At 42.0% G+C, this 12,775-nt stretch carries 14 protein-coding genes, 1 tRNA gene and 2 pseudogenes; 14 read left to right on the plus strand and 3 right to left on the minus strand.

What is annotated here, in order from left to right; genetic code table 11:
* The first annotated feature begins 51 nt into the window (after positions 1–51).
* The 3 genes and pseudogenes from ACHUFN_RS07820 to ACHUFN_RS07830 all read left to right on the plus strand — a co-directional run.
* Complete coding sequence (locus ACHUFN_RS07820) at positions 52–561, plus strand: hypothetical protein (RefSeq protein ID WP_394221777.1); 510 nt, start codon at positions 52–54, stop codon at positions 559–561.
* Between the two features lie 2 nt (positions 562–563).
* Positions 564–782 (plus strand): helix-turn-helix domain-containing protein, encoded by a 219-nt coding sequence (locus tag ACHUFN_RS07825; RefSeq protein WP_394221778.1) that lies wholly within the window; start codon positions 564–566, stop codon positions 780–782.
* Positions 783–821: 39 nt separating this feature from the next.
* Positions 822–1,031 (plus strand): annotated as a pseudogene (locus ACHUFN_RS07830) (IS3 family transposase); the annotation flags it as partial.
* 20 nt (positions 1,032–1,051) lie between these two features.
* Here ACHUFN_RS07830 and ACHUFN_RS07835 read toward each other — a convergent pair.
* Positions 1,052–1,282: pseudogene (locus ACHUFN_RS07835) on the minus strand (transposase); the annotation flags it as partial.
* 43 nt (positions 1,283–1,325) lie between these two features.
* Here ACHUFN_RS07835 and ACHUFN_RS07840 point away from each other — a divergent pair.
* Positions 1,326–1,577 carry a hypothetical protein gene (locus tag ACHUFN_RS07840; protein ID WP_394221779.1) on the plus strand — a complete coding sequence of 84 codons (252 nt, stop codon included), beginning with the start codon at positions 1,326–1,328 and terminating at the stop codon, positions 1,575–1,577.
* A 152-nt stretch (positions 1,578–1,729) separates the two neighbouring features.
* Here the strand turns inward: ACHUFN_RS07840 and ACHUFN_RS07845 are convergent, their stop codons facing one another.
* Both ACHUFN_RS07845 and ACHUFN_RS07850 read right to left on the minus strand, forming a co-directional pair.
* Entirely contained in the window at positions 1,730–3,151 is a 1,422-nt protein-coding gene (locus tag ACHUFN_RS07845; protein ID WP_394221780.1) for an ApeA N-terminal domain 1-containing protein, read from the minus strand.
* Between the two features lie 92 nt (positions 3,152–3,243).
* A tRNA-Ile gene (locus ACHUFN_RS07850) sits at positions 3,244–3,320 on the minus strand.
* Between the two features lie 577 nt (positions 3,321–3,897).
* Between ACHUFN_RS07850 and ACHUFN_RS07855 the strand changes: the two genes are divergently transcribed.
* From ACHUFN_RS07855 to ACHUFN_RS07900, 10 genes are all read left to right on the plus strand, one after another.
* On the plus strand, positions 3,898–4,701 hold the full coding sequence (locus ACHUFN_RS07855; protein ID WP_394221781.1) for an MbnP family copper-binding protein: 804 nt from the start codon (positions 3,898–3,900) through the stop codon (positions 4,699–4,701).
* A gap of 310 nt (positions 4,702–5,011) precedes the next feature.
* The gene (locus ACHUFN_RS07860) at positions 5,012–5,341 is read left to right on the plus strand and encodes a hypothetical protein (RefSeq protein ID WP_334019253.1); all 330 of its coding nucleotides are present in this window, start codon (positions 5,012–5,014) and stop codon (positions 5,339–5,341) included.
* Positions 5,342–5,710: 369 nt separating this feature from the next.
* Entirely contained in the window at positions 5,711–6,037 is a 327-nt protein-coding gene (locus ACHUFN_RS07865) for a DUF3718 domain-containing protein (RefSeq protein ID WP_394221782.1), read from the plus strand.
* A 137-nt stretch (positions 6,038–6,174) separates the two neighbouring features.
* A complete protein-coding gene (locus tag ACHUFN_RS07870) occupies positions 6,175–6,936 on the plus strand; it encodes a LytR/AlgR family response regulator transcription factor (RefSeq protein ID WP_394221783.1) in 762 nt (253 codons plus the stop codon).
* Positions 6,937–6,967: 31 nt separating this feature from the next.
* Positions 6,968–7,567: a CidA/LrgA family protein gene (locus ACHUFN_RS07875; RefSeq protein ID WP_394221784.1), complete on the plus strand. Its 600-nt coding sequence runs from the start codon at positions 6,968–6,970 to the stop codon at positions 7,565–7,567.
* Positions 7,560–8,270, plus strand: a complete 711-nt coding sequence (locus ACHUFN_RS07880; RefSeq protein WP_394221785.1) for an LrgB family protein — start codon at positions 7,560–7,562, stop codon at positions 8,268–8,270. The genes ACHUFN_RS07875 and ACHUFN_RS07880 overlap by 8 nt, the downstream gene beginning before the upstream one ends.
* A gap of 289 nt (positions 8,271–8,559) precedes the next feature.
* A complete protein-coding gene (locus tag ACHUFN_RS07885; protein WP_394221787.1) occupies positions 8,560–9,555 on the plus strand; it encodes a response regulator in 996 nt (331 codons plus the stop codon).
* Positions 9,555–10,046 (plus strand): PAS domain-containing protein, encoded by a 492-nt coding sequence (locus ACHUFN_RS07890; protein ID WP_394221788.1) that lies wholly within the window; start codon positions 9,555–9,557, stop codon positions 10,044–10,046. Before ACHUFN_RS07885 ends, ACHUFN_RS07890 begins: the two co-directional genes overlap by 1 nt.
* Positions 10,047–10,171: 125 nt before the next feature.
* Positions 10,172–11,950, plus strand: a complete 1,779-nt coding sequence (locus ACHUFN_RS07895; protein WP_394221790.1) for an Lcl C-terminal domain-containing protein — start codon at positions 10,172–10,174, stop codon at positions 11,948–11,950.
* A 68-nt stretch (positions 11,951–12,018) separates the two neighbouring features.
* Positions 12,019–12,525: an Lcl C-terminal domain-containing protein gene (locus ACHUFN_RS07900; protein WP_394222096.1), complete on the plus strand. Its 507-nt coding sequence runs from the start codon at positions 12,019–12,021 to the stop codon at positions 12,523–12,525.
* The last annotated feature ends 250 nt before the right edge of the window (positions 12,526–12,775 follow it).

A 12,775-nucleotide genomic window follows, 5' to 3' on the forward strand; every position in this document is an offset into this window, starting at 1 on the left:
TTAGAATAATTTTTTTTGTTTAGTTATACTTCTGCAAAACTGGAGATATTAATGAATAATAAAATTCGTATTGTAAGTCGTTGTTTGAAATGGTCTGTGATTGGACTGAGCTTGCTTGCCATAGGCTATATTTTGATTGCTTACGTTGTGCAAGGGACGTTTAACTTTAATTCGGATTCACCTTTATTCATTGCGCTTTGGGAACATCAACAAGTAAACAAAAGCCTACTTATACTAATAAGTTTGCCTGCTTTATTACTTTGGTCACTAATTGTCTTTTGGTCTTATCGTTTATTCAGTTACTTTGAGTTAGAGGAGTATTTTTCTGATCGCAGTGTACGCTGCTACATTTGGTTGGTTTGGATTCAAGTAGCATTATTTGCACAAAACATAATTGTTGAGCTAGCGTTGGGCTATTATCACTCTCACTTTTTTGAAGACACGGCCATGTCGATTAGCTTAGATTTGAGACGATTCTTCAGCCTACTTCTTATGATTAGCATCGTTCATATTTTAAAAGTTGCACGCCAAGTAGAACTTGAAAACAAAGAGTTTGTATAGTTATGGAGATCATTGTAAATCTAGACGTGATGATGGCTAAGCGCAAAGTTAGCTCGAAGGAGTTAGCCAAGAGTGTTGGTATTACGGAAGCAAACTTATCTTTATTAAAACGAGGTAAAGTTAAAGGCGTGCGATTTGAGACCTTAGCAGCGATATGCTGTCATTTGACTTGCCAACCGGGCGACATTTTAGAGTTCAAGATGAATAACGTTAGCAAGTAAGACACTCAGAAAAGTCTGAGCTAGTACATATGTGCAGCTCACGACAATGCCGTCGCAGAGAGCTTCTTCTAACTACTTAAGCGAGAACGAATAAAGAGAAAAATTTATACAACACGTGAACATGCTAGAGCTGACATATTCGATTATATCGAAATGTTTTATAACTCTAGACGCAAGCATGGTGAAGCGAATAATGCGCCTCCACTGGCTTATGAAACGCTAGAAAGATTCAAACGAAAGTCTGTCTAGTAAAGTCTGGTCGATTCATTATTTTCCAAGCTGACATCTGCAAACATCTTTTTGAGCTTGGCATTTTCTTCTTCGAGCTCTTTCAATCGTTTGACGTCAGACGCTTCCATGCCGCCGTACTTGGACTTCCAATTGTAATAGGTCGCGCTGCTGATACCGTGTTGACGGCAGACTTCCTCAACCTTCATACCTGCATCAACTTCTTTTAATACTGCGATAATCTGAGATTCTGTATATCGTGATTTTTTCATAGTCGTCTCCTGCATTAATCATTGCAGAAAACTCCAATTAAGTATGTCTCAGTTTAGGGGAAGTGGACAGGTAGTCGCAGAGGACATAGAAAAGTTATTCTATTACAGCGATAAGAACATTCCAGCCACCTGTATTCGCTGTGATGTACCTGCAAATGAGCTTGCCAGTTTTATGGAGCCAGAGCTTGGGATTACAAGTTTTATTGCTGTTCGCCATCCACATCACAACCAGCGTGTTGAGATGCTATGTATGCTTGCTGATATTTACTTCCCGAGTAAATATAATGCGGCATAGTGCTAAAACAAAAGTGCTGCAACGAATTGCAGCACTTGAAAATCAGCAGCAGAAGGACTCAAACAAGCCTTATGCTCTTTTTCCTGTTAGGAAGCCACTTGAGGAGTGGGAACTACTAGCTGCTCCTATGCAAGCGCACCTCAAAGCCAATGTTAAGACTGGTGAGCCTGTTTGCTATCTTTTTTAGTACTAATAGCAGATAGAAACTCATCGATCTCATTGGCGAGGTTAAATTGCATTTGTCTTATTTGGTGGTGCCAAGAATTCTTAGCAAAGCTATTCATATCCCAACCAGCTTCAACCAGCTCACTAGTGATGTAAACAAACTCAAAAATGTTAGTGAATAGACTTTGATATTCATATGCATCTTCTGTGGTGATTATGTCACTCGGGGTTCCATGAACAAAAACATTCCTAGCTGAAAGTGCATACTTCAGCACATCTCTTATTTTCTTGCAAACATTAGCAATCTCATCATCTTGGGAATCTATGAGAGTTATTCGCTTTTCAATTCTGTCCTTGTGAGCAATGCGTTTTACATTTGAAATTTGTCTAATAAGTTCTTCTCTGATAGGTTCAAATGTGTCGAATTTTTCTTTTACTAGTTTTTTTACAGCTTTCAATTTTTCTTCGACAACTTGGTCGAGTGTTTTCTTGCCGCGAGTACCATACAAGATATCGAAAACGCTCGCTGACGAGATCATTCTAGCTTCGTTATATTGGACCTGAAAAAAGTTGTAGTAAAAATTGTAGCGAGCCTTGTCACGCTCACGATCTTTAAACCAACTCTTCATTATTTCATTAAATTGAGGGTGCTCTACATCAATAAGAGGGCGGGTGAGGCCTAGAGGGTTATAGTTCTCATTTATTACAAAATTGTTACTCAACACTTTCACATGTTCATAAGATTGCTCACTTTCCTTAAGAACTATATTCTCAAAATAAATTTCATTGCCACTAATAAATCTTAAGAACTGACAGATTTCTTTAACCCTATGCAGAACATCATCTATCACTGTTGATTCTTGAAAATCAAATAGGACAAATAGCTTTGATTGAAGATTCAAACTTAACTCACTGCTCGTCCTCTCGATAAAACTATTACATACCAAAGAGACCTTGCCCAGATTTGTATCTGCAGAAAATATAGTCTTCAGATTTACAAAGTCTAGGATTGAATTTCCCTCTTGTAGGTAGTCATTGACAATGTTCTCCATGAGGTCATCTGCGTTCGTGAGTAATCTCTTTGGGTTTTTAACTTCTATGCTAGCAAAACCAAATTTATCGTTAGGCTCAACTTTCTTTGAACCAGATATTAAGAGGTGGGCAGATATTTCAGATGTAAAAAATTTAGTATTATTTCTTACTGCAGGGCGAACATCGCCCGAGCAGTCTAGTAATGATAGTGTATTGAGCTGTTGGTCTAAACCGTAGATCGCGTCAGTAATACCGTCAAAGCTAAAGTTATTTTTTGACCAGCAAGTTAGTTTGATAAATTCGCCAGCTTTTTTTAATGATCCATTTACTTGTTCATTATTGCTTATCGTGAACGTACCAAGGATTTCCTTTTCCATGTTGAAGCCTCGTGTTTTTAACTGATGTAAAGGGCATCGCATATTTAAGCAATAAAAAAGCCCCGAAGGCAATGCCATCGGGGCTTATTTTATGGTGGCCCAACCCTGACTTGAACAGGGGACCTGCCGATTATGAGTCGGATGCTCTAACCAACTGAGCTATTGGGCCGAAAACTTTTTATTTTACTTACAACAGGCTTACATGATTTGAGAGTCGCTTTTCACTCTTTAGTAACCTATTGTATTTAATCTATTTTATCTCTTTCAATATGACCAGCGCAACTTATTATGAGTCGGATGCTCTAACCAACTGAGCTATGGGGCCATTTTGAGATGTGCTTGGTTTTCGTTGGTGTAAATTGTTTTACATAACAACCACAAGCGAGCGCAAGTATAAGCAGTTTTAATTGGCTTGTCACGCCCCGCTGATGGCTTTGTGATTTGTTTGCTCTATTTTTGTTCAGTGCAACGCTGGGAATGCTTGTTTCTCTCATTATCAACACGCTATGAACTCGTAACCTGCAACAGTGTCTATATAATTATAATGCTCTTTAACCATCGACTTCTGGTCAGCTTATGTGGCTTTTTAAGGTGCTTTCATATTTCACCTAGCCTTGACTCACGAATACGAAAAGCAGCACTATTAGCGTGAGTTGTGATGCATTTAACTTTCTTATTATGTAAAAGTGCATTTTAAAGCAGTGGCCAGTTTTGGAGCTGGTAAGGTTAAGGGAAGTACTTAAAAAATGAAGATGCCTTTTCGTATCATGCCAACGTTACTCCTGGCAGCGTTATTCTCGCTGACGGGGTGCGATACTATTAACTTTAAAGGGCGAGAGGCTGGAGAAATTCCCTTCAAATTAGTGGGAGTAGATACCGGTGCATGTCCTATGATTATGAGTATTGGGCAGCAGCGCTGGAATATCGATTATTTTGGTTTTTACTTAAGCAAGCCGGAAGTGCGAATTGATGGGAAATGGCAGCAAGTGAAATTTAAACAAACACAATGGCAAACCGCCAATGTAGCGTTGTTAAAATTTCACAGTAAGTGTGCCAATCCAGACAAAGCTAATAGCAAAATTTTGTTAGATGTTTCTCAGGAGCTACTGAAGCTGGCAACCAATCTGCGTTTCACAATGGGTCTTCCATTTGATGATAATCACGCGAACCCAGTTTCTCAGCCTTCACCACTGAACGACAGTTCTATGTTTTGGAGCAGACAAAACGGGCATAAATTTTTGAGGCTGGACGTTTCCAAAACCGGTGAAAAAGCGCGTGAATGGTCTTATCAGTTGGGCAGTGTAGGGTGTGATTCTGAAGATGCCGACATGCCGCCTGAAAAGTCATGTGCATTTACCAATCGTGTCGAGTTCATTTTGCCAATGACACAGCTAGATACCGACTTAGATTTAGAGATTTCAGTATCTAATATTGTTGCTCAAGTTGATATCAATGAGGCGCCAAGCTGTATCTTTGAGTCTCCTGAAACAGCTCCCTGCGAAAAGCTTATCGAGAATCTAGTGCACAGACCATGGATTAAATGGCAATAATTCAGGTTTTGCTTACCCGTGTTAAAAGGGGGCGTTGTACTTTAAATGACTTCTAAAGGCTTGCAGACTCTGTGAAAAATACAGTATTTGCAGTGATACTTTTTCACCCTTGAACTTATGACAACTTCGAAAAAACTGTAATGCGGGTAAAATTTAGCGATTTATTGCTCATTTAGTGTAATTTATGTTTATACTTTGTTTATAAATATCAACTAAATGCTTATGTGCTGTTTGTTAACATCGTGATAAACTCCAAAAACTATATTTTTGTTAATAATAAATAAGCAGGTAAGCGGTCGCGGAGATGAGAATGACTGAAAAACCCTTTATTACAAGTGGTCGAAACACCATCATTCACAAAATAAGAAAGTTAGATCTATTGGTCATTAATGGTGATGAGCATCCACCAGTTCTTGTTACTTATAAAGGTATTAAGCAGTACGAAGGCAAAGTGCCTGAAAACAAGCGCGATGCTAAAATGATGGACATGGAACTTGTAGATGTTACTACTAGCGATGTTTTCGGCGACGAGAAAACGCTATTGTTCGTACAAACGCTGAATGGTAAAGAGTATAAAATTGATTACTCTAAAATTGGTACGAGCATGTTCATTAAAATTCACCAAGACAGCTTTTTTTAAGCCCCCTCTAGCGAATACAAACTTGGTGCGTTTTGCTATAAATTGGGGTTAGGCTATCTAGCCCCAAGATCCACTCAAAGTAAACTCCAGCCATCTCTATCATAAAAAACACACTAACCTAATTGATTAGTCATGCCTCTAACGACTTATGGCGGCTTACAAGAATGTTGCAAAATGTGTGTCGAATACGACTAATAACTGTTTACACCGATTATTAAACCTTCGCTTTAGTACGCTTATCGCAACATCGCAAATAGCGGTGTTTTGGCGTTTTTATGGCGTGATCTTTACAAAGTTTCACTAACTTAATGGTGCGGAGACAAAAAGAGGTCGTCACCGCGTTGTCGAATATTATCAGAGGAACTTGTTATGTTTATGTCACGCCGTGTTACCCAATTTGCTCTACTAGGAATTACATTGTCTTTAACTGCTACTGCCGCAAATGCAAACTCGTACCCAATGGAAATTGAGAATGAACTCATCGCGGTTTGCAAGGCTGTCAAAAGTGATAGTCGTTTAAAGCTGCGCAGAGCAATAAAAGCTACAGGCCTTACAACGCGAGAACTTTACAAAGGTTTAGTTTGCAATGGACAGGATATGATGACTTTTGCAGCGACTCATAGTGCGTCTAGAACGGCTCAGCATATTGCGGCTCGCGTTAATGCCAAGCCAAGCGTTTTAACTGCACAACGCTAATGAAAACTTTATCACCCTGACGATTGGGCTATGAAACTTGTAGCCCCTTTTTCATCTTTAACTTTCTAGATATAAAACTCATAACAGTCTAGAGAGCGACAGTAATTACGACAGTATACACGCGCAAGGGATCGCAGATGATCGCACTGGTTTTCTTACAATCTGCCTCAATGCAAAACGCGCTTTGCGGCCTATTAGAAAAGCTTGGCTTATTTAGTCATGTTTTTGGGGCGCAGTCGGTTGGTCATTGCTTGGCGCTTGCTGAAAAACATCCTCACTCAATTGGTTTTTATTCTGTATCACAATCCAGCAGAGATTTAGCTTCTCGCTATTGGTTGGCTGTGGGTAATAAAGATGAAGAAGCGCTTTGGGCCTTTACGCATAATGCGTCGGGTTTCGTGAAATCGCCCTTTGAACAGTCGCAGATTCTTTGCGCTATTGAGCATGTTAAAACTAAATATCACTTCTATGAACGTGACTCTCAATTTAATTCCATTGTGAAGGGCTTATGTAATCAATTTGGTGTTTCTGAGCCTGCACTTTTAGCTACGTTAAGGCAGCAGTTAAAAAAGTGCACACAGCCAAAGGTTGTTGGTATAAAGTCTGAAAACGGATGGTGTTGCTTAAACCCTGCCGACATTAAGTGGATTGAGGCCGCAGGTGATTACATGTGCGTGCAAACCTTATCAGAGAGCTTTGTTGTACGAACCACGTTATGTGAGTTGCTAAAACGACTTGGCGAGCAGCATTTCAAGCGCTGCAATCGTTCGGTAGCTGTAAATAAAAAGCATGTGGCTCATTTAGAACAAAAGCTCAATCAGCAACGGGTGATTATGCAAGGAGGGGAGGCCTTTAAAATTACTCACAAATACTATTACCAATTTTGGCATGCCGAATGAAGCATAGATTGAATTAATAACAGCATATTAGTTGAGACTGACACAGTCACGCTTCAACCGAGCAGGCTGCTATAGCTTTACGTTATCGAATTTATTACGGCTTAGTTTTTTCGCACCTCACATTTCACACTGCTCACGTGTTGTATCTACGACCATGGTACTGCTGGTGGTTGAAGGCGCTTATCGTTACACTGTTTTTCAGACATCAGCGTTATGGGGAGATGAAGTGCGAGATGCTAGAAACGCATTAGTGGGCGCTATACTGGTTTTCACAGCGTACTATTTAGGTACCGCTATTGTTAGCTTAAGTGGTGCTCCCATACCTGGCCCATTAATGGGGCTGTTGCTTCTACTTGGATTATTGTTGGCTTTTCCCCAGCTTGAAGTGCATACCGCGCGGTTTGTCACTTTTCCTTTAAAGCATATGTCTTTGCTGTTTGTGCCAGCGGTGCTGGGCGTTTCTATTTACTGGCCCGATATTCAAGCAAATGGGTTAGCTATTGTTATAGCAATAGTTGTCACAACTTCTTTAAGTTTAGGAATGACGGCGTGGATCACCCAGCGGCTTCTTAATAAAAAGCGCGGTACAGATAACGCGGAGTCGGTAAAAACGGATGGTAGTAATGTTTGAAGCGTTAAACCACGCTTTTAGCGTTAGCGGCTTGTTTTGGCTTAGTATTTCTGTTGTCAGCTATATCATAGCACTTTGGGTTAATAGAAAATGTGAAGGCCACCCAGCGGCACATCCCATAATCATTACTGCGCTACTTATTTCTTTGTGTCTGTATCTCGGGAATTTCAGTGTGGCTAACTATCAAAACGCGGCGTCGTTGTTACATTGGCTTTTAGGGCCAATAACGGTGGCGCTTGCACTTCCTATTTACCGGCAGTGGCAAAAACTTAAGCAATACGGTTGGCGATTAATTGCAAGCATTGTATTTGGTGGAATTCTTGCACCTGTTTTAGCTTGGTTCACGCTTTTTATAATGGACGCTCCAAAGGCAATTCAGTTAACTATGCTAGCTAAATCTATCACCACACCATTGGCAATGGAATCCAGTGCACAAATAGGCGGAATTCCGGCTTTAGCGGCAGTATTTGTTATAGTGACAGGCGTTGTCGGCGCTGTAGTATCTACGGGGATGTTTACACTTTTTAATGTGGAAAACCCACAGTCGAAAGGTGTTGCGCTTGGCACTGTGGCTCATGCTATGGGCACGGCAAAAGCCATTCACATGGGAGACGACGTAGCGGCCATGGCAACATTGGGGCTATGCGTAAACGGCATCTTTACGGCATTGGTAGTGCCAGTTATTTTTGGCTTGTTCATTTAAAAGGCGTTAAGCTTATACTCTAGTCAGCTTGCTATAGATGTATAAAGGCATTGTTTGAGTTAAGCGGTAAAAACTCGCTGGCAATATTCCCCAAAAGTGCTATTTCTTAGTGAGGCATTTCGTAACACTATACGCAATGTGTAACCCAAGAAAGAAATAGCGATTTATTGTTCAGATGACATTAAAGAAAATCGTTACTTCAGTTCGCAGTAGTTGTGCCGATATAATTGAAATTGCTAGAAAACACCAGCAGCAGCTGGTTTCAAAAGCTAGGTGGTAAAAGAACTTAATGTTTTCTGTACTCGTATGTGACGACTCATTAGTTGCGCGAAAGCAAGTGGCCAAGTGCCTTCCCCAAGATTGGGAGGTCGCCGTTCACTTTGCCAAAAATGGTCAGGACGCCTTGTCAGCGCTTGCTGAAGGTAAGGGTGATCTTTTACTCCTTGACCTAAATATGCCCGTTCTCGACGGCTATGGCACGTTAGAAGCGATTAAAAAGCAGGGGCTTAAAACCAAGGTAATCGTGGTGTCAGGTGATATTCAGCCTGAGGCGCATGAACGCGTTACTGCTTTGGGCGCACTAGACTTCATCAGAAAGCCAGTGGATCCTCAGAAGCTGGCCGAAGTATTAGATAAATTCAATATCCTGCACACGGAAGAAGAAGAGCCGGAAGAAGTATCGCCGCTAGATCCAGAGATTCGAGACTGCTATCAAGAAATTACAAACATTGCGATGGGGCAGGCGGGTGACCACCTTGCTCGAACGATGAATGTATTTGTAGAACTTCCTATACCAAATGTGAACCTCATTGAAGTGTCTGAACTTCACATGATGCTGTCTGACATTGAGAGCCACGAGCAAGTAACTGCAGTGTGCCAAGGCTTTTTGAGCCCAGGTGTAAGCGGAGAAGCACTATGTATTCTAAGCGACTCAAGCTTTGATGATGTGGCTAAAATTCTCAATGTAGAAGGCGAAGTAGATGACCAACTGCAATTAGAGCTATTAATGGATGCAGCAAGTATCCTAATTGGAACCTGTTTGACTGGCCTAGCCAATCAAATGGACATCAATTTTAGCCAAGGGCATCCTATTGTGCTTGGTCAGCATCGCGCCATCACTGAAATTATTAACATGAATCAGATCAAGTGGAAGCGCACCTTGGCGATAGAACTTAGCTATGGTCTTGAAGGTTACAACGTTCAGTGCGATCTGATTTTGTTGTTCACAGAAGAATCTATGAAGATGATGAACTCTAAGCTTGCGCACTTGTTGGAGGATTTTTAATGAGCCAACATTTAGATGAATTGCAAGAGTTTCACTGGATGATGGACATGCTGCAAACCGTTGATGTCGGCATTGTCGTTTTAGACCGCAACTTTACGGTACAAGTATGGAATGGCTTTATGGAAAGTCATAGCGGTCTTCTGCCCAGTGAAGTAAGAGATAAAACACTCTTTTCACTATTCCCTTCAATTAAACAAGATTGGTTTGTAAAAAAAGCCAAGCCTGTCTTTGATTTAAAAACACGTGCTTTCATGACGTGGGAACAGCGTCCCTATTTGTTTAAGTTTCCTAACTATCGGCCGATTACAGGAAGTGAATCATTCATGTATCAAAATATCACGCTATCTCCACTGACATCAGCGACTGGCAAGGTGGACTTCATTAGCATGATGATTTATGACATGACTGATGTAGCGGTGGGTAAGAAACAGTTAGAAGCGCTGCAAGTCACCATGTCGGAAGCGCAAGAAGCTAAAAACACCTTCTCTTAACCGCTACATTTGACGCGATCGTGAAGTAAAAACGGGATCGCGCTTCTATCCACATTAAGTTTTTGCTCGCACTGCGCGTAGATAAAGCACGTTTAAATAAAGCAATGAGTGCGAAGGGAGTAAATATGCAATTAAGTTTGTCTTCATTTTTAGGCTTCTTTCCATTCTCCGTGGTTCGTAGGCTTGCGCTTATTCTTGTAGCGTGTGTGCTAACAGCCTGTGGCGGTGGAGGCAGTGATAGCGACACAACCAACTCAGACGGTGCCGGAAACAGCAACCTTGTTGTAAATGCAGGCCCTAATGCAACCGTAACTGAAGGCGTAGACTATTCGTTAAGTGCTCAGGTAAGTGGAGGCGATGGGACTTATAACTACAATTGGAGCGCGTCTCCCTCTTTAACTATTACTCACGAAGACAATAGCGTGTCTGAAGCGAGCTTTACGGCACCGTTAGTAAACAGCCCCACGCAATACACACTAACGGTATCGGTCAACGATCAAAGTGGTAATACAGCTAGCGATTTTACCGTTATCACTGTAGCGCCAATAAACATTGCGCCCGAGGCGAGTATCGACGTTCCTGAATTAGACGGCCTGCCTGCAAATACGTTTCCTGGTGGGGTTGAAGTTATTTTTGACGGCTCAGGAAGCAGCGACACCGATTCATCCACGTCGGATGGGGAAATTGCTGATTACTTATGGTCTCAAACCAGCGGTACAAACGTGATTACTGGGGTCGAAACTAATCTTTCTACACTGACAATCACAACACCTATAGCTAACGAAGCACAAGAACTTACTTTTCAGCTTGAAGTCACCGATAGCGAAGGAGCCACAGATATTGATACTGTGACCATTGCCGTTCAGTCTGAAAGTGAAACGCTACCCATTGTGAATGCTGGATTTTCGCAGGGGGTATTTAGTGGCGAGGTGGTCATACTTGATGGTGAAGCAAGCACTAGCATACCTAGCGCGTTACCGCTTAGCTACTCATGGGAGCGAAGTAATAACGTTGGCTCAGGTAATTCGCTAGTTAGTAACAATTCTAATCGTCCAGTAGATGATAGCGATGCTTTGTCAACATTTGCGATTGCGCCGTTGGTCACGTCTTCAACCGTTGTGGCCTACACCCTGACTGTTACCGACGCAAATGGTAACAGCGTTGAAGACACGGTTAATGTAAGAATACGCCCAATGCCAACGCCATTAATCAATGACACTGGTTTTTTACAGCAGGCGACGAACAATGCGATTACACAAGCTCAGCAAAATGATTTTCCTGGGCAAGATGGCCAACGTGGTGCTGATATCATTGAGCAAAATGGCCTAATTGAGAAAGCCGGGCGTGGGAAAGCGGGTTTTGACTTTACTCGTTTAAACGCTAATGGCGACGAGCAAGACGCCAATGCTGCTTCATGGTCTTGCGTTCGCGACAACGTTACAGGGTTGGTGTGGGAAGTAAAAACCGATGATGGTGCTTTTCAAGATACCGATTACACCTATTCGTGGTTCAGCGAAGAGGTGAACGGTGGCTTTGAAGGTGACGAAACGGGTGTTAACGCTACGTGTCTGCTAGCTAATTGCAATACCTCTGCTTACGTGCAAGCTGTTAATGCGCAAGGTTTATGTGGGTTCTACGATTGGCGATTACCCACTCACCACGAGTTATTTTCACTTATGCATTTGGGAATAGCTGACGATGTGGCTATTGATGAAGATTACTTCCCCAATACTGGAACTGTCACCACAGAGCCGTTGTGGTATTGGACATCGGTACCGAGTGCCGACGGCGTTAATAGTGATGATGCGCAAAACGCGTGGGCATTAGATTTCGACTCAGGCGTTGATAATTTCCTTAACAAATCGACAGCAGCACGTGTTCGTTTAGTAAGAGCAGGGAGATAGTGGTGAACAAATTAATGAGCAGAACGTTAAATAGCACGCTAAAAAGCCTTGCCCTGTCTTCGATTAAAATGCTTCTGGCGACCACATTTCTCGCCAGCGCTTCACTGTCAAGTTACGCGCAACAGTGTTTATCTGATGGCCTTGAAACAACGCCAAACGACAATTTTGAGACGGTTACCACAAGCAGTTTACTGGATACAACTACCGACTTAGTGTGGAGACGTTGTTCTGAAGGTCAAACCTGGGACGGCTCTACCTGCAGCGGTGAGGCAGTAAAGTATACGTGGCAGCAAGCGCTTAAACTAGCGCAGCAAGCCAGCAATGAAGACCTTTTAGGATGGCGTTTGCCCAATGTAAAAGAGCTGGCAACGTTGACAGAGCGAGATTGTGTACGCCCAGCAATTAATAGCTCGCTTTTTCCTGCAACCCCACCAGATGACTTTTGGACTTCAACACCTTCGGCAGACGATCCGGATAGAGCCTGGGTGGTAGCGTTTTTTAATGCCAGTCATTCAATTAAAGAGAAGGATCGCTTTATTTACGTGCGACTAGTTCGTACTTTCACAAGCGACTAGACCGCGCCGAAACCGCATCGCATTAGTCTTTCGTCTAATATGAAGCATCAAGTCTTTTTATCGACAAAACACGTTCTATAATGCGCGCTTTGTCGTTATAGGTATGACCCGCTGGCGGCAGAGTTATTTGTCGTATTCGCTACAGCAAGTACTTGTGTTTCGAGTAGATTGAGAATCTCGACATGTTCAACCTGATTTTTAGCACGTTAGACTCATGATGGCTTTTTATTTCTTAGTAAGCTAGCCACAA

It is taken from the genome of Alteromonas gracilis, assembly GCF_043642145.1.
Taxonomy (GTDB): Bacteria; Pseudomonadota; Gammaproteobacteria; order Enterobacterales; family Alteromonadaceae; genus Alteromonas; species Alteromonas gracilis_B.